Annotated in this window: 19 protein-coding genes; 13 read left to right on the top strand and 6 right to left on the bottom strand. The window is 41.0% G+C overall.

Annotated features, from left to right (window positions below; genetic code table 11):
- Window positions 1-81: 81 nt before the first annotated feature.
- Window positions 82-699 carry a spore protease YyaC gene (yyaC, locus tag B1K71_RS19040; protein ID WP_077329806.1) on the bottom strand — a complete coding sequence of 206 codons (618 nt, stop codon included), beginning with the start codon at window positions 697-699 and terminating at the stop codon, window positions 82-84.
- Window positions 700-788: 89 nt separating this feature from the next.
- Here yyaC and B1K71_RS19035 point away from each other — a divergent pair, with 89 nt between their 5' ends.
- The 7 genes from B1K71_RS19035 (at window position 789) to rpsR (ending at window position 5544) form a co-directional block, all read left to right on the top strand.
- Window positions 789-1808 carry a YkvI family membrane protein gene (locus B1K71_RS19035; protein WP_077329804.1) on the top strand — a complete coding sequence of 340 codons (1020 nt, stop codon included), beginning with the start codon at window positions 789-791 and terminating at the stop codon, window positions 1806-1808.
- Window positions 1809-1890: 82 nt separating this feature from the next.
- The gene (locus B1K71_RS19030) at window positions 1891-2790 is read left to right on the top strand and encodes a mechanosensitive ion channel family protein (RefSeq protein WP_245799356.1); all 900 of its coding nucleotides are present in this window, start codon (window positions 1891-1893) and stop codon (window positions 2788-2790) included.
- Between the two features lie 14 nt (window positions 2791-2804).
- Window positions 2805-3011: a DUF951 domain-containing protein gene (locus B1K71_RS19025; protein WP_077329802.1), complete on the top strand. Its 207-nt coding sequence runs from the start codon at window positions 2805-2807 to the stop codon at window positions 3009-3011.
- A gap of 203 nt (window positions 3012-3214) precedes the next feature.
- Window positions 3215-4315, top strand: a complete 1101-nt coding sequence (ychF, locus tag B1K71_RS19020) for a redox-regulated ATPase YchF (RefSeq protein WP_077329800.1) — start codon at window positions 3215-3217, stop codon at window positions 4313-4315.
- Between the two features lie 180 nt (window positions 4316-4495).
- Window positions 4496-4786: a 30S ribosomal protein S6 gene (rpsF, locus tag B1K71_RS19015; RefSeq protein ID WP_077329798.1), complete on the top strand. Its 291-nt coding sequence runs from the start codon at window positions 4496-4498 to the stop codon at window positions 4784-4786.
- A gap of 15 nt (window positions 4787-4801) precedes the next feature.
- Entirely contained in the window at window positions 4802-5278 is a 477-nt protein-coding gene (gene ssb / locus B1K71_RS19010) for a single-stranded DNA-binding protein (RefSeq protein ID WP_077329796.1), read from the top strand.
- 35 nt (window positions 5279-5313) lie between these two features.
- Complete coding sequence (rpsR, locus tag B1K71_RS19005; RefSeq protein WP_077329794.1) at window positions 5314-5544, top strand: 30S ribosomal protein S18; 231 nt, start codon at window positions 5314-5316, stop codon at window positions 5542-5544.
- 235 nt (window positions 5545-5779) lie between these two features.
- On the opposite strand, the gene B1K71_RS19000 is transcribed toward rpsR, so the two are convergent.
- The 4 genes from B1K71_RS19000 to B1K71_RS18985 are packed head-to-tail and all read right to left on the bottom strand — an operon-like array spanning window position 5780 to window position 8374.
- Window positions 5780-6400, bottom strand: a complete 621-nt coding sequence (locus B1K71_RS19000; RefSeq protein ID WP_077329792.1) for an ATP-binding cassette domain-containing protein — start codon at window positions 6398-6400, stop codon at window positions 5780-5782.
- A 14-nt stretch (window positions 6401-6414) separates the two neighbouring features.
- Window positions 6415-7092, bottom strand: a complete 678-nt coding sequence (gene modB / locus B1K71_RS18995; protein ID WP_077329790.1) for a molybdate ABC transporter permease subunit — start codon at window positions 7090-7092, stop codon at window positions 6415-6417.
- A 12-nt stretch (window positions 7093-7104) separates the two neighbouring features.
- Window positions 7105-7872 (bottom strand): molybdate ABC transporter substrate-binding protein, encoded by a 768-nt coding sequence (gene modA, locus B1K71_RS18990; protein ID WP_077329788.1) that lies wholly within the window; start codon window positions 7870-7872, stop codon window positions 7105-7107.
- A 13-nt stretch (window positions 7873-7885) separates the two neighbouring features.
- Window positions 7886-8374, bottom strand: coding sequence for a DUF1189 family protein (locus B1K71_RS18985; protein WP_077329786.1), 489 nt, complete (start codon window positions 8372-8374; stop codon window positions 7886-7888).
- Between the two features lie 403 nt (window positions 8375-8777).
- Between B1K71_RS18985 and B1K71_RS18980 the strand changes: the two genes are divergently transcribed.
- From B1K71_RS18980 to dnaB, 4 genes are read left to right on the top strand one after another with little or no spacing between them, the layout of a single operon-like run.
- On the top strand, window positions 8778-9725 hold the full coding sequence (locus B1K71_RS18980) for a YybS family protein (RefSeq protein WP_077329784.1): 948 nt from the start codon (window positions 8778-8780) through the stop codon (window positions 9723-9725).
- 31 nt (window positions 9726-9756) lie between these two features.
- On the top strand, window positions 9757-11730 hold the full coding sequence (locus B1K71_RS18975; protein ID WP_077329782.1) for a DHH family phosphoesterase: 1974 nt from the start codon (window positions 9757-9759) through the stop codon (window positions 11728-11730).
- The gene (gene rplI / locus B1K71_RS18970) at window positions 11727-12173 is read left to right on the top strand and encodes a 50S ribosomal protein L9 (RefSeq protein WP_077329780.1); all 447 of its coding nucleotides are present in this window, start codon (window positions 11727-11729) and stop codon (window positions 12171-12173) included. The genes B1K71_RS18975 and rplI overlap by 4 nt, the downstream gene beginning before the upstream one ends.
- A gap of 46 nt (window positions 12174-12219) precedes the next feature.
- Window positions 12220-13593, top strand: a complete 1374-nt coding sequence (gene dnaB, locus B1K71_RS18965; protein WP_077329778.1) for a replicative DNA helicase — start codon at window positions 12220-12222, stop codon at window positions 13591-13593.
- A 49-nt stretch (window positions 13594-13642) separates the two neighbouring features.
- Here the strand turns inward: dnaB and B1K71_RS18960 are convergent, their stop codons facing one another.
- Window positions 13643-14227, bottom strand: coding sequence for an HXXEE domain-containing protein (locus B1K71_RS18960; RefSeq protein ID WP_077329776.1), 585 nt, complete (start codon window positions 14225-14227; stop codon window positions 13643-13645).
- Between the two features lie 241 nt (window positions 14228-14468).
- Here B1K71_RS18960 and B1K71_RS18955 point away from each other — a divergent pair, with 241 nt between their 5' ends.
- Both B1K71_RS18955 and B1K71_RS18950 read left to right on the top strand, forming a co-directional pair.
- On the top strand, window positions 14469-15755 hold the full coding sequence (locus B1K71_RS18955) for an adenylosuccinate synthase (RefSeq protein WP_077329774.1): 1287 nt from the start codon (window positions 14469-14471) through the stop codon (window positions 15753-15755).
- Between the two features lie 563 nt (window positions 15756-16318).
- Window positions 16319-17797: a M23 family metallopeptidase gene (locus B1K71_RS18950; protein WP_245799355.1), complete on the top strand. Its 1479-nt coding sequence runs from the start codon at window positions 16319-16321 to the stop codon at window positions 17795-17797.
- The last annotated feature ends 6 nt before the right edge of the window (window positions 17798-17803 follow it).

Below are 17803 nucleotides of genomic sequence, written 5' to 3'. Positions count from 1 at the left end.
TGAAAATGGCGCAGGATAAATTCAGTCCTGCGCCATTTGTGTTGGATGGCTTGCTAGGATATGGAAAAATCTGGTCCACCCTTACTGTAATGTTTTTTTCGTTGCTGCCATTGCTGTTTCGGGGAGTGCCTCTCTGACTGACAGCAATTCATCCACCAAATGTAAAATGTCCGCAGTTTTTTTGGCTATTTCCACTACGGTTGAAAGTCTTGTATTTTGCAGAATTGAATATTCCATAAATCCCAGCTTATTGACCACGCCCGTAATATGAATATCTCCCACTGGCGGTAAATCTTTGTTAACTGCGGCACCGGGAAGCAGCGGGCCTTTATCCAGTATGACACTGCCGACTTTTGCCGTTTTTCCGAGTGATGCATCAACAGCAATAATGAATGGGTTATCATGCTGCTTTTCAATCTGTGTTAAATAGTCTTTCAGATTTACAGCATGCACCGGGTCTGGAAGGGTGCCATACACGGTGAACGTTTTAAGGTTTTTCTCCAGTAAATAGGACCCAATCAGGGGACCAAGTGCATCTCCGGTGGAACGATCTGTTCCAATACAGACAATGATGCAATCTTTTCTCATATCGGGTATGAAAGAAATTATTTTATCGCTCATTTTTTTCTTAAGAACAGGGTTGTTATACAGCAATTGGAGTTTATTATTTTTTGCTTCAAAACGATTCATCAGATTCATAGCTTATCCTCCATCAACATATTGGTATAAGTATACGGATTTAAAATTCGTTCTATACCTAAATACGCAAAAATGATGGAGGAAAAGCCATGTGGAAAGCCGGAATGAAATGGATGTTCTTAATTATTGGTACAACAATTGGAGCGGGGTATGCCTCGGGACGGGAATTATGGCAATTTTTTGGTCATGAAAGTGGACTTGCCATTGTACTGTTTATGATCTTTTTTTCTATTTGCTGCTTAGTGATTATGAAAATAAGTTACGAGAAAAAATCCTCGGATTATTTACCAGTTTTAAAAATAATTGTAGGAACAAAGCTGACCCGTGTGTATGATGTAATGATCTTTTTATACTTGTTTACCACAACGGTTGTCATGATTGCCGGCAGCGGTGCGACCGGACAGGCATTTCGCTTTTCGTACTGGTGGGGCGTATTTTTCATTGTAATTGCCTTGGTAGTGTTGTTCTTGAGGGATATTAACGGGCTACTGGCGATTAACCAGCTTATCCTGCCGCTTTTGTTAGGTGGCCTGTTGTTTATTTTACTGCTTTTCACATTGGATCAGGATCTTAATTTATTGCCAAATTGGCATAATCAGCGGAATTGGACGGCGGCATTTCCGTTTACTGCATTGAATATTTTGCCGTTAATTGCTGTACTGGGTGCGATCGGCAATAAGGTTAAATCCAACCGTGAGATATGGATTGCTTCACTTGGAAGCGGGCTTTTACTTGGTGTTATTTCTTATATATATAATAGCAGTCTGATTCAAATTGCTGATGAATTACTCCTGTACGAGATTCCTTTATTTGCAATCCTGAAACATTATCCATTTGGGATGCTGATCTTTATGTCTATTCTCCTTTGGTTTGCCATTTTTACGACAGCAGCGGCAGGGGTGCTGGGGATTGTTTCCAGAATGAAAACAATTTGGAACAACAGTCCTGTATGGCTGCTTGCAACGGTCATTCTGGTAACGATGATTCCGTTAACCACACTTGGGTTTTCCACCTTAATAAGTTATATTTATCCGGTATATGGAATATTGAATCTGTATGTTTTAACAAGATTGCTGTTTTACCCCATTTGGAATAAACCTGGAAAGTAAACATTTAGTCGGTCTTTCTTTAAAACGTGCTCCAATTATTGTAATATCTTATGTATAGAGTTTTGTTTCGGGGGTATTGATATTGGACACTGAGGAAAGTCTCAAACTGTTGGAGTATTTAACTAGTTCGAAACTATGGGTAGACACCATTTTAATGGGTGCTTTGCATGTTATCGTTATTCTGGTGCTGGCTATGGTTGTTGTTAAGGTTGGAAAAAATATAATCAACCGGGTATTTCAAAATAAACGGCGCGGACCATTTCGGATTACAGAGCGCAGGGAAACGACGTTGCGTAAATTAATCGAAAATATTTTGAAATATACAGTCTATTTTACGGCAATCGTGATGATTCTTGATGGGGTATTGGGTATTCAAATTGGACCATTATTAGCCGGTGCAGGTGTTGCCGGACTTGCCATTGGGTTTGGTGCACAGAGTCTCGTCCGTGATATTATTTCCGGATTCTTTATTATTTTTGAGGACCAGTTCTCAGTCGGAGATTATATTTTCACTTCAGGTGTCGAAGGAACGGTTGAGGAAATCGGTTTACGGACGACCAAGATTATGAGCTGGACAGGGGAGCAGCATGTTCTCCCAAACGGGAATGTGACACAGGTTACGAATTACTCGGCTCATAACGGGCTTTCTGTTGTTGATATTAATGTTCCATACGAAAATGATGTTGCCAAAGCGGAAGATATTATTAATGAAGTATGCAGTAAATTGCCGGATAACTATGAGGAGATTGTAACGGTTCCGGAAATTATCGGCGTCCAAACACTGGAAACGTCACATTATGTGATTCGGGTCATTGCTGAAACATTGCCGGTATATCAATGGGCCGGAGCACGTATTATCCGTAAAGAAGTGAAAGAGGTTCTTTATGATCGGGGAATTGAGATCCCGGCTCCTCGTCTTGTAATGTATTCCAGGAATGAGAGCCCGAATGCAATGGAAATGCCGTCAGAAAAACATGAATAGAAGGGGATCCCTGTATGGCCGATAAACAATTTGAAAAAAACGACATTGTACAAATGAAAAAACAGCATCCATGCGGTGAAAACCGCTGGCAAATCATCCGCATGGGAATGGATATTCGAATCAAGTGCCTTGGATGCGGTCACAGTGTAATGATGCCGCGAAAGGATTTCACTAAAAAATTGAAAAAGATCCTGGAAAAAGCAGAAAATAAAAATGGTTAAAATTGACTAATGTACCCAAAAACTAGTATTATGGATCTATATAGAGATAGAAAAACAAAAAATAATAGGGTAAAAAGCAAAAATGGGTGACATTTGTTGCCCATTTTTGTTTTTTGATAACTTGTCATTTTAAATGCTTGTATCTATAATTGGTATGACTAACGCGTTCATATGAATGGAAACCCTTAAGGAGTGAAAGTTGAATGTCACTGACAGCAGGAATTGTCGGACTTCCGAATGTGGGGAAATCAACATTATTTAATGCTATTACACAGGCGGGTGCAGAGGCAGCTAACTATCCTTTTGCAACGATCGATCCGAATGTGGGAATAGTGGAGGTTCCGGACAATCGCTTAAATAAATTAACAGAATTGGTAAACCCCAAAAAAACAACCCCTACAGCTTTTGAATTCACCGATATTGCCGGGATTGTAAAGGGCGCAAGTAAAGGCGAGGGACTCGGGAACCAGTTTTTGTCCCATATTCGCCAGGTAGATGCCATTTGCCAGGTTGTCCGTTGTTTTCAGGATGATAATATTACACACGTTTCAGGCAAAATTGATCCGATTGATGATATTGAAATCATTAACTTGGAACTTATTCTGGCTGATTTGGAAACCGTTAATAAACGGCTTCAGCGGGTGGAGAAACTGGCAAGACAGAAAGATAAGGAAGCAGTCGCAGAGCAAAACATCCTTTCCAAACTGAAAGATGGACTGGAAGCGGATAATCCAGCAAGGGCATTGGATTTCACTGAAGAAGAGTGGAAAGTGGTCAAAGGACTTCATTTACTGACTAGTAAACCTACATTATATGTGGCAAATGTCAGTGAAGATGAAATTGCAGACCCTGATGCAAATGAAAACGTACAGAAGGTTAAGGAATATGCTGCAAATGAAAATGCCAAGGTAATTGTTATTTGCGCTAAAATTGAGGAAGAGATTGCTGAATTGGAACAAGAGGAAAAGGAAGAGTTCCTCGAAGACCTTGGGATCTCCGAATCGGGGCTGGATAAATTGATCAAAGCATCATACAGTCTGCTTGGATTGGCAACCTATTTTACTGCCGGTGAGCAGGAAGTACGTGCCTGGACATTCCGCAAAGGTATCAAAGCACCACAGGCAGCAGGAATCATCCACACTGATTTTGAAAAAGGTTTTATACGTGCCGAAACGGTATCCTATGATGATCTTATGGAAGCACAGGGTATGGCCAAGGCACGTGAAAATGGCAATGTTCGTCTTGAAGGAAAAGAATATATCGTCCAGGATGGCGATGTTATCCATTTCCGGTTTAATGTATAACAGTAAAAAGGATCCCTCGAATGGTTGTTTTTTAAAACAAGATTTGGTATAATACACTATCGTGAGTAATGAATATAGATTACTCCTTGCTTCATACAGGAAGGTAACAGAGATGGACAGCCATTATTCTGGAACCCGAACGGCAAATGAGGCCGCTAAGACCAAAAGGAGGTGCAACGGATGAGAAAATACGAAATCATGTACATCGTCCGCCCGGATATGGAAGAAGAAGCTCAAACAGCTTTGATTGAGCGTTTCAACAACGTGTTGACTGACAACGGAGCGGAGATTGAAAAAGTTGATGAAAAGGGCAAGAAACGTCTTGCTTATGAAATCAATGATTACCGTGATGGATATTATGTAATCATTAACTTCAGCGGTGATGAAAAAGCTATCAATGAGTTTGATCGTCTCGCTAAGTTCTCTGATGATATTATTCGTCATATCGCAATTCGAGAAGATGATCAATAATAAGGAGTGGTTCTGATGTTGAATCGTGTCGTACTTGTCGGCAGGTTAACGAAGGATCCTGATTTACGTTATACATCGAGTGGAGTAGCAGTCGCCAACTTTACCGTAGCAGTCAATCGTCCTTTCTCAAATCAGCAGGGAAACCGTGATGCAGACTTCATTAACTGTGTAGTCTGGCGCAGACCGGCTGAAAACCTTGCGAATTACATGAAAAAAGGCAGTATGATTGGCGTCGACGGACGTATTCAAACACGGACATTTGATGGCCAGGATGGCAAAACTGTATTTGTAACAGAAGTTGTAGCAGACAGCGTTCAATTCCTGGAAACAAAAGGTTCCTCGCAAAGCAGAGGACAGCAGTCTTCAGGATTCCAGCAAAACCAGAATCAGAACCGGATGAACCAAAACCAGAATCAAACTCAAAACGAAGAGGATCCGTTTAAAAATAATGGAGAACCTATCGATATATCAGATGATGATTTGCCATTCTGATTTAAGAATGGAAGAAATTTGAAGGAGGGTTTACTATGGCAGCTCGTCGCGGTCGTGCAAAGCGTCGTAAAGTGTGTTATTTCACAGCGAACGGAATTACACACATTGACTATAAAGATGTTGATTTGCTGAGACGTTTCATTTCAGAACGCGGAAAAATTCTTCCTCGTCGTGTAACTGGAACATCTGCAAAATACCAACGTAAACTTACAAAAGCAATCAAACGTGCCCGTCAAATGGCATTATTGCCATATGCAGCAGAATAATAGGAAAAGCGGAAGCATTTAGTGCCTCCGCTTTTTTTTGACTTTAAAGGTGCTGAAGATATGTGCACCCCCGCTGAATAAAGCGGGTACCGCGCCGAAGAAAGTTCGTTCCGCGCCGAAGAAAGTCCGTCCTGCGCTGAAGAAAAGCTGAACCGCGCCGAAGAAAGTCTGTTTCGCGCTGAAGAAACTCTCCATTCTCCACTGAAGAAACCCCAAACCCACCGAACAAAGCGATCTATTCCGGTAATATGTTCCCCCGCTCAATCCGCAAAAGATGATCGCCAAGTTTTTCAGCTTCCTCATAATCGTGTGTCACTAGTATAACTGGAATTTTCCAAATGCTATGCAGTCGCAGTAATTCATTTTGACATTCGTTTTTGGTTTTGGTATCCAAGGAGGAGAAAGGTTCGTCCAATAAAAGGGCTTCTGGTTTTGTTGCAAGTGCTCTGACAAGTGCTGCACGTTGCTTTTCACCGCCTGATATTTGATGTGGATAGCTGTTCAGTAAATGGCCGATCCCCGTCACATCGACAAGTTTGCGGGTCAACGACTCATCCCGCATGCCATATGAAATATTTTTTTCAATCGTCATATGCGGAAACAGGGCATAGTCTTGAAACAGATATCCAATATTCCGTTTTTGCACAGGGAGCGGTTTTACATGATCATTAAAAAGGACACGTCCATTCAGCATGATTTTTCCGGAATCCGGTTGTATAAGGCCGGAAATGCAATTTAGGATGGTTGTTTTTCCCGCCCCGGATGGACCGGATAATACAGCTATTTCACCGCCTATATCAAATGCTGTTTCGATTGTAAAATTCTTCAGTTTTTTCGTGATCTGCAAAGTCAGCATGTTCATTCCACCTGTTATTTGTCACTTGAAAATCGGAGAATATTTTTTCCATTCCACCAGTTCAGCCACAATATTGCACAAAAACCGACAGCAACAATGCTGATTACCCAAAATAAAGCAGCATCCATATTGCCGGATTCCACGGAAAAGTAGATTGCCAGTGGAATTGTTTCGGTTCGATTTGGGATGTAGCCTGCAATCATTAAAGTGGCACCAAACTCTCCCAATGCACGTGCAAATGTTAATACAAGTCCCGCGATAAGCCCCGGTCTTGCAAGGGGGAAAGAAATTGTCCAGAAGACTTTCCATTTGGATGCCCCCATTGTTAGAGCTGCGTTTTCCAGGTTTGGATCATAATTTTGAAAGGAGGCTGCAGCACTTTGATACATTAATGGAAAGGAAACAACTACAGCCGCAATTACAGCACCAATCCAAGTAAAAACAATCTGGAAATCAAACCGGGACAAAAGAAGACCGCCAATTGGACCGTTTTTCCCGAATAATAAAAGCAAGCCGAACCCGACTACCGTTGGGGGCAGGACCAAAGGAAGCATAAGGACCGATTCCAGAATCCGTTTTCCGGGAAAATGATTTCGCGCTATAATCCGTGCAAGGAAGACTCCCAATACCAGAACAATCACAGTAGCAATGCCAGCTATTTTTAATGAAAGAAGTAATGGTGTAAAATCCATATCATCCCGCCTTCAGGAACCAAATCCAGCATCGGACAAGACCGTTTGTGCCTTGTCGGACTTGAGAAATTGTATAAATGATTTTGCTTGTTTCTTTGTTTCACTGGAAGCTGTTACTGCCGCCGGATAGACAATTGGGTCGTATAAATCCGCGTTTATTTTTGAAATACCTTTCACCAGCCCTGAACGTTTTAAATCAGAAGCATAAACAAAGCCAAGGTCAGTATTGCCCGATTCCACGTATGTCAGTACCTGCCGTACATCCTTTGCATATACAAACTTTTCTGCAAGGCTGTCCCAAATGCCCACATTTTCAAGCGCTTGCTTGGTATATGTGCCTGCTGGAACACTTTTCGGATTACCAATGGCTATTTGACTCACATTTGTTTGCGGAAGATTTTTTAATGTATTAATCTGAATGGCACTGTTTTTGTTAGCAATCAGTACAAGCTTATTTCGGGTGAAATTAGTTCTTGTATCGGGTACAATCATGTCCTGTGACGCCAGCAGATCCATTCGCTTTTCATCAGCTGATAAAAAAACATCCACAGGCGCGCCCTGCTGGATTTGCTGAGCAAGCTTTCCTGAAGCGCCAAACTGTAATGTCACGATAGTGTCCGGGTTTTCCTTTTCAAATTCATCCACTATTTCATTCAGGGGGCCGGATAAACTTGCTGCTGCAGAAACAAAGATTTTATGTTCCGCATCCTTTGCCTGGTTGGAACATCCGGATACAAGTATAATGATAAGAATAAAAGATATATATTTTATGTATTTCATAATTAAAAAACTCCTATTTTCGCTTTTTCCGTTTCGGGTACACCGTGATGATTTTAATCATAAATGCCAGTGAATAAATTATAAACAACCATATGAAAGCATCACTCACAGGGAAAATCAGTGCAGCAATTGTATAAACAAGAAATGGAATAGTTGTGGTATATGCACACATTTTCCATAATATTGCAAAACGTATTTTCCGATTCAGTGCTTTTGCCGTGAGTGTACCAATATATGCAATCAATGATATAAGCAGAAAAAGCATGATTGTTAATGGTAAATAGTAAAACATAAAAAAATAAACAAGCTGCATAAAAAAGGGCATATCCGCCCCTAATCCCTTTGCGGAAGTCAAACGGTTTATAAAAGATGGAAGGGATACAAAAAATATGAGAATAAACATGTAGATGACAGTTATATCCATTCCTATACGGTTTAAGCGGAACATTGCCTGCTTTTTCGGTAATCTGATGCTGTACAAAAAGGCCTGTAAAAAAATCATTCATTTCATCCTTCAGAATATATTGCTTACGGTTTATATTATAATGGAAATAAGTCACAAAATCGCTTATTAGGGATGAAGATTCCATGACTATTTGAACCAGCCGACAAAATTCGGCAATTATTGCCCGGGAAATAATTTGATTATATACCAATTAAACGTGAAATCGTGTTATCATGTACTAAGGCTATTTTCGCATGTTTTGTTGTTCTGTAAACCTTTGTGGTTCTATAAACGGCGAATAATTTCCCTTCGCTGAGGTTTAACTATCTTTTAACCGAATTGGAGCAGATGTCGCATCTAAGCTGTAATGTACACACAGCAACGGGACAATAGTAAACAACAATCTTTCAGAAAACGGCTTATACTAATAATAAAATTTTTGGAGATGAAGGTGCAATACATGAACTCGAAAAAATTAACAGACGGCGCAATGCTTACGGCACTTTATATTGTACTTCTGCTGATTACGCTTTTTGTGCCGATAATATCAGTTGTTGCAATGTTTGTTTTGCCGGTTCCGGTAATTATATATGCCAGCCGTTATAATTGGAAACCGACTGCTGTTATGGTTGGTGCCATTCTAATCTTATCGTTTCTGTTTACAACGTTTTTGTCACTGCCAATCACGGTTATGACCTGTTTAGGCGGGTTGATGATAGGCAGTGCCATGCATCAGCAATCTACTGCTTATGAAACATGGGCACGCGGAACAATCGGATTTATTGTCGGATTGTTATTTGCTTTTCTGTTCAGTCAGATTATTTTTGACGTCAACTGGATTGATGAACTCAATGCAATGTTAGCAGAATCGATGCAGATGAGTCGTGATTTCATGACTCAATTTGGGCTTGCTGAGGTCACACAGGAAGAATGGGATACGCTTAAGAAACAAGTATCCATGATAGCAAATCTCCTTCCAGTGGGATTAGCGATCATTGCAATCATCTTTGCGTTTATCAGCCAATGGGCAGCATATAAGGTGATTAATCGTTTGTATCAACAAAGACTTGGTTTTCCGCCGTTTCGCACGTTGCGATTCCCGGTGGCGCTTATCTGGATATACTTTTTATCTCTGATTGTCACATTTTTTGATTTGGATCCTTCCGGTACGTTATATTTGGCGGTAAATAATATTATGTGGCTGACTGGAATACTCATGACGTTACAAGGTTTTTCATTTATTTTTTTCTATGCCCACGAGAAAAATATTTCAAAGGCACTGCCCATTTCAAGTGTGGTATTGTCACTGTTTTTCCCGTTTTTTCTTCTTTACCTTGTACGTCTATTAGGTATAATTGATATAGGTTTCGGATTACGGGACCGAATCGGGGAAAAAGACAATAAGTAATTTGGGAGAGTAGCCAGTAGGAGCTGATTTCGTGACGGACTCAAAAAAGAAACCAAAATTGAGCAGGCATTTATGGATTATTTATGCATTATCAATTGTTCTGCTTGTATTTATTTGGTATTATCACTGGACGCTTGGTCTGATCATGACGGTGCTATTTGCAGCATCATTTTATTATAGTATCCTGACAGAACGTACGAACAGGAACAGGACTGAGCAATATATTTCCACACTCTCCCACCGGATAAAAAGGGTCGGTGAAGAGGCACTGCTGGAAATGCCTATCGGGATCATATTATTTAATGATGATTATAAGATTGAATGGGCGAACCCATTCATGAATCAATTCGCTGAAAATGATACCCTTGTTGGGACATCACTTATCGAGTTGGATGATAACCTGATTTCCGATATTAAAGAAGAAAGCAGTGAAGTATGGCTGCAATTGGAAAATTATCGGTTCCAGACGACCATCAAAAAAGAAGAACGTCTGCTTTATTTGTTTGACCGTACTGAGCAGGCCGAGATACAAACCCTTTATCATAACGAACAGACCGTCATATCAATTATATTCCTGGACAATTATGAGGAAATTACCCAGAACATGGATGATACACTTAAAAGCCAGCTGAATTCGAAAGTGACGTCAGTTCTGAATAATTGGTCACATGATTATGGTATCTATTTAAAACGTACTTCACAGGATCGTTTTTTGGCTGTTTCCACTAAAGAAACGCTGGATCAGCTTGAAAAATCAAAGTTTGATATCCTTGATGAAGTGCGGGCGTTAAATGCGGAACACAACATCCCGCTGACGTTGAGTATCGGTATTGGTTACGGAAATGTGCCGCTTCCGATGCTTGGTGAACTGGCGCAGTCAAGTCTTGATTTGTCACTGGGCCGTGGCGGTGATCAGGTAGCCATTAAGGATGATACCGGTAAAGTACGTTTTTACGGCGGCCGGACAAATCCGATGGAAAAACGTACCAGAGTTAGAGCGCGTGTTATTTCGCATGCATTGAAAGAATTGGTGAAAGAAAGTGAAAATGTTATTATAATGGGGCACAAGTCTCCTGATATGGACTCAGTTGGTGCGGCTATCGGGATATTGAACATCGCAAAGGTTAACGGTGTCGAAGGATATATTGTATTTGACCCGGATGACGTAGATACTGGCGTGTATCGGCTGGTTGATGCCATTAAAGGCGAGGATGATTTGTGGCAGCATTTCATCGAACCGGATGAAGCAGAGGCAATTATAACGAGTAAAAGTCTTGTTGTGGTTGTCGATACGCATAAACCATCAATGGTGGCCAATTCGCGATTGCTCAATAAATCGAACTATAAAGTGGTTATTGATCACCACAGACGTGCGGAAGATTTTATTGAAAATCCTACATTGGTATATATGGAACCGTACGCATCGTCAACAGCGGAACTTGTCACAGAGCTGCTTGAATATCAGCCGAAAACATTAAAACTGAAAATGCTCGAGGCAACCGCATTACTGGCAGGTATTATAGTTGATACAAAAAGCTTTACACTCAGAACAGGATCACGAACCTTTGACGCTGCTTCCTATTTGCGTTCAAAAGGGGCTGATACCGTTCTGGTCCAGCAGTTTATGAAAGAGGATTTGGATCTTTATATTAAACGAAGCAAGCTAATTGAGCGCGCGGAGATTTTTCAGGATTCGATAGCTATTTCGAAAGGAAAACCCGGGGAGGTCTATGGCAGTGTGCTAATCGCACAAGCTGCTGATACGCTGCTGACAATGAGCGGAGTTTCTGCATCGTTCGTTATTTCTGAACGCAATGACGGACGAATCGGAATCAGTGCCCGGTCGCTCGGTGATGTTAATGTGCAGGTTGTTATGGAACAAATGAACGGCGGCGGGCATTTAACAAATGCAGCAACACAAATTGAAGATACTACTATTGATGATGCGGAAAAACTGTTAAAAGATATATTGCATGAGTATTTTGAAGGAGGGGAAACGGAATGAAGGTAATTTTTACAAAAGATGTAAAAGGTAAAGGAAAAAAAGGTGAACTGAAAAACGTTTCCGATGGGTATGCACGAAACTATTTATTGAAAAATAATTTGGCGGTGGAAGCTACATCCGGAAATTTAAAAGCTCTGGAAGCCAAAAAAAATAAAGCAAAACAGGAAGCGCAGGAAGAAGTGGACGACGCAAAGCGTCTAAAAGATGAATTGGCGGACACGACAGTGGAAATCAAAGCGAAAGCCGGTGACAGCGGTCGTTTATTCGGCTCCATCACAAGTAAGCAAATAGCAGAGGAACTGAAAAACACGTACGGCTACAAAATTGATAAGCGTAAAATTGAACTTGACAGCCCTATTCGTGAAATGGGTTATACCGATGTCCCGGTTAAGCTGCATCCGGATGTTACCGGCACCATTAAAGTTCACGTATCTGAGAAATAATCGAGTGTGAGCAAAACCTGCAGCAAGCCCTAAAAGGGGGAGAATCATGAGTGAATTTTGGAGTGACCGAACACCACCACATAACATCGAAGCGGAACAGGCGGTAATCGGTGCCGTTTTTCTGGAGCCGGAAGCCTTGTCAGCCGCTGCAGAAGCGTTAATGCCGGAAGATTTTTACCGGGCAAGCCATCAGCGTATTTTTGATGCCATGCTGAAGTTGTCGGACCGGGGAGAACCGATTGACCTTGTAACCGTAACAACGTCTTTATCAAATGATAAGACGCTCAATGAAGTCGGGGGTGTTCAATACCTGTCCGATTTGGCAGGAAGTGTCCCGACAGCGGCAAACATCGAATATTACAGTAAAATTGTGGAAGAAAAGTCATTGCTTCGCAGGCTGATTCGTACTGCAACTGACATCGTCACGTCCGGATTTGCTACAGAAGATGATGTGGAAGATGTTCTGAATGAGGCGGAAAAAAATATTCTTGAAGTTTCCGGACGCAAAAATTCGGGAGCTTTTAAATCAATCAAAGATGTTCTGATTGATGTTTATGATAATATTGAGCAGCTTCATCATCATGATGCAGATGTTACCGGTATCCCAACCGGTTATCGGGACCTGGACCGGATAACTTCCGGGTTTCAGCGCAATGATTTGATTATTGTTGCGGCCCGGCCATCCGTCGGTAAAACTGCATTTGCCCTGAATATCGCGCAAAACGTTGCCATTAACACGGATGAAAATGTAGCTATTTTCAGTTTGGAGATGGGGGCTGATCAGCTTGTTTCCCGTATGTTGTGTGCAGAGGGAAACATTGATGCACAGCGTCTAAGGACAGGAAGACTCGAGCCGGATGACTGGGGCAAACTAACAATGGCGATGGGAAGTCTGTCCAATGCCGGAATTTATATCGATGATTCTCCGGGTATTCGGGTCAGTGAAATTAGATCCAAGTGCCGCCGTCTTAAGCAGGAGCACGGTCTGGGAATGATTCTGATTGATTATCTGCAGTTGATTCAAGGCAGTGGAAACTCGAAGGAAAACAGACAACAGGAAGTTTCCGAAATTTCCCGGTCATTAAAAGCGCTGGCACGTGAACTGAATGTGCCGTTGATTGCACTATCACAGCTTTCCCGTGGGGTGGAATCAAGACAGGATAAGCGGCCAATGATGTCGGACCTCCGTGAATCCGGAAGTATTGAGCAGGATGCGGATATTGTAGGGTTTTTATACCGTGATGACTACTATGATCAGGAATCCGAAAAGCAAAATATTATTGAAATCATCATTTCCAAACAGCGTAATGGTCCTGTCGGTAATGTGGAACTGGCCTTCGTGAAAGAATATAATAAATTTGTGGATCTGGATCACCGTTACTCTGATAGTGATGTACCTCCAGAACCGGTTCAGGCATAATAAAATAACCAATCATTAAAACGCATGGATACCAACATATCCATGCGTTTTAATATAGAACCTTTCTCTTTTGGATTCGGCCAATTACTTGTATCAGTGCATGTGCTGCGATTGCGATAATAATGGACACCGTAACATTTATAGAATTTAATATTCCATGTTGCTGCATTAAATAGATGACGAAGATTCCGCTTGGCATATTGAGAACTAAGCTGGCCCAAAAACCAGGATTATATTTTCTTTGTACAGCCGTTGCCCCAATATGCAACGCTGAATTCAAGATTGACGTCATGATAATCCATAGTGCAAACGATGGATGAATGCTTGATAAAGCTGCAAAAAGCGGGAATAATACCCATGTTAGAGGAGCATTAATCCAAAACAGGTGTTCATTCGTTAAAACTTCTTTTTCTTTTGAATTAAAAATGACATGATTAATCCACAATTTGAATTTCCCCGTTCCATGCTCCTCGAATTGATGAAGCATATAAATAGGCACCTGTAACCAGATCCATAAGCTTAACAGATCCAAATACGGCAAAAACGTCAGCAGAGGCAGCGTTATGAAAATCGCTGCAAAAAAACTGACATGCGGCCAATAGGCTATCAACCATTCTTTTGTAATACCGTGCATAACCAGCGTCCCCTTCCAATGTCCGGTTTTTGAGTCAATATGGAAACTATCCTAAATGTACCACATTAATATGTTCACTGGTAATATCGTGAAGTTCATATTATTGGAATAGTTTTAACCGAACATTAATTGGTGATTTTGGCTCATCGTTCGCATTTAGACATTGACAGGCCGTATCTTTACTGATAAACTTACCATGTTAAACATGAAATACAAATGATACTAATAGTGGAGGTGCGTTATGTCCTCAGTAGTCGTAGTTGGAACGCAATGGGGTGACGAAGGAAAAGGTAAAATAACCGATTTTCTTTCACAGAACGCAGAAGTTGTTGCTCGTTACCAAGGTGGAAATAATGCCGGACACACCATCAAATTTGATGATATTACGTATAAATTGCATTTGATCCCATCCGGAATTTTTTTCAATGATAAAACCTGTGTGCTCGGAAATGGCATGGTAATTGATCCGAAAGCATTTACAGAAGAAATTGCTTATTTACATGAACGGAATATTGCAACAGATAATCTACGCATTAGCAACCGTGCACATGTTATTTTGCCCTATCATTTAAAATTGGACGTGCTGCAGGAAGAAGATAAAGGCGAAAATAAAATTGGCACGACCAAAAAGGGAATCGGACCTGCTTATATGGATAAAGCGGCACGTTCAGGTATCAGAGTTGCGGACCTTCTCGATAAAGAAACATTCCGTGAGAAGCTGGAACAAAACCTGAACGAAAAAAACCGGTTATTTGAAAAAGTATATGAAACAGAAGGTATAAAGGTTGAGGACATACTGGACGAATATTATGAGTATGGCCAGCAGTTGGCTGAATATGTATGTGATACTTCAGTTGTGTTAAATGATGCTCTTGATGAAGGACGACGTGTCCTGTTTGAAGGTGCACAAGGTGTTATGCTTGATATTGATCAGGGAACTTATCCGTTTGTAACATCTTCGAATCCAATTGCCGGAGGGGTAACAATTGGTTCCGGAATCGGTCCTTCCAAAATAAATCATGTTGTCGGTGTTTCCAAAGCGTATACGACCCGCGTTGGCGATGGTCCGTTTCCAACTGAACTGAACGATCAGATCGGTGATCAAATACGGGAGACAGGCCGTGAGTATGGTACAACTACAGGAAGACCGCGTCGTGTCGGCTGGTTTGACAGCGTCGTTGTGCGCCATGCAAAACGCGTTAGCGGAATTACTGATTTATCGCTGAATTCACTTGATGTGTTAACTGGTATTGAAACATTGAAGATTTGTGTGGCATATCGGTATAAAGGTAAAATTATGAACGAATTTCCGGCGAGTTTAAAAGTTCTCGCTGAATGTGAGCCGGTTTATGAAGAAATGCCGGGCTGGACCGAAGATATAACGAATGTCCGCTCACTGCATGAATTACCACCGAATGCTCGTCATTACTTGGAGCGGGTTTCCCAATTAACCGAAATACCACTATCCATTTTCTCTGTTGGACCGGATCGCACGCAGACAAATGTCGTACGAAGTGTCTACAGCTAAGTGGAAAAAGTAAACAGATGCACCCCTGTCAACTTGATAGGGGTGTTTCTACAGTCTCTCACGATGAATAACGAGCATTCAGCTGGAAATAGATCCTTCGCAGAAAAATACGGTCCTTCAGGAAAAAATACAGTCTCTCATGATGAAAAACGAGCGTTCAGCCGGAAATACAATCCTTCACAAAATGATATGGGGCGCACCGACCTATAATGTAAAATTTTCCCGTCATACGCAAGTACTTCTATAAATAATCTAAATATCGACAAAAATGTTGAATGACTTTCCTATAAATTTACAATTTAAACCTTTATTTTACTTTTTTATACAATTAATATTACAATATGATTACAAAACAGATCACTGCACAGGAAAAACTTTCTCTTTTATAGGTAAAATGACCTAAAAAGAATCGGGATTTGGATATAAATGGTACCATCTATACGTTTGTTTTACAAATACAGACGTTCTCTTTTGTACCTATATTATCTATGATAGATTTGATGCAGAAAAAAGAAAGTCTTTAGTACTAGATTGGAAACAGATTGCTAGGGGGAAATACGAGCGTGTTAAATAGAAGAAATACCGGAAGTGGGAATGCAGACCTTTTCATGAAGGTTGCCATTGCTGCATGCATTGGCATGTTATTGCCTTTTACGACATCTTTTGCAGCGGACGGGAGTGGAAAACTGGAGACCATTTACCACGTTTATGTGGATGGCGAACATGTTGGGAAGATTGACCAAAAAAGTGTCGCACAGGATGTGATGGATTCCAAAATAGAACATAAGAAAGATAAGTATAAGAATCTTTCGCTTATAGTCGGTGAAGATGTATCTTTTGTACCGGAACGTGTTTTTGATCCGTCCTATGACAATGATAAAGTAGCTGAATTACTTAAAGACAAACTTACAGTAAAAGCAAAGGCAACCGGCATCACGATTGCACATAATACAGTCGGTTTTTTTAAAGATAAAATGGCAGCAAATGAAGTGCTGAAGAAATATAAAGGCAATTATGTCGATGATGATGTTCTGAAAAAGCTTGCAGCGACAAAAGAAAACAATGAAAAAAACAATCGATCAACACCACATCAGGCTGAAAATAAGGACCAGCTTTCGTTGGATACAGGTGAATCAGTCATTACAGATGTAAATTTTTCAAAAGAGGTATCACTTTCCGAAGCCGTTGTATCACCTTCCAAAGTATTAACCGTCAAAGAAGGTGTCAAGGCACTTGAAAAAGGAACGCTGAACGAAGAAACGCACAAGGTTCAGGAAGGTGATACATTAAGCGGTATTGCTGGTGAATATGACTTATCGGTCGAAAAGTTAAAGGAACTGAACAAGGAATTGAAAAAAGAAGCGGTTCTGCCGATTGGTCAAAAACTTCAGGTAATGGAATATAAATCATTTGTTCATGTGATCGTTAAGGAAGAGAAGAAAGTAGAGAAAACGATTGAATACGATACGAAAGTCATTGAATCGGACGAGCTTTATAAGGGCGATAAAAAAGTCAAACAGGAAGGACATGAAGGCACAAAGGTCATTCAGTATTCCATAACTGAAAAGAACGGATCGGTAACACATAAAGAAACAAAAACGGAAGAAACAACGGAAAAACCAACGAAGGAAATCATCGTTAAGGGAACAAAAGTGGTGCCATCTCATGGAACGGGAGAACTGCATTGGCCGGCGGTAGGCGGTCATGTGTCCAGCAATATGGGAATGCGTTGGGGGTCAATGCATAAAGGCATGGACATAGCGGGGCCAAGTAGCCGTACGATTCTGGCAGCTGATAATGGAACAGTTGTATCGGCTGGATGGAACAGTGGCGGTTATGGCAACAAAATTGTGATCAATCACAATAATGGGATGAAAACAGTATATGCACACCTTTCATCCATCAGCGTCAGTCCAGGCGAGACGGTAGAAAAGGGAAGTGAAATTGGAATAATGGGCTCAACCGGCGATTCAACCGGTGTTCACCTTCATTTTGAAGTATATAAAAACGGATCACTTGAAAACCCTCAAGATTATTTCTAAGGAGAA

This window comes from Virgibacillus siamensis (genome assembly GCF_900162695.1).
In the GTDB taxonomy this organism is placed as follows: domain Bacteria; phylum Bacillota; class Bacilli; order Bacillales; family Amphibacillaceae; genus Lentibacillus; species Lentibacillus siamensis_A.
This window is presented reverse-complemented; position numbering and strand designations above follow the sequence as displayed.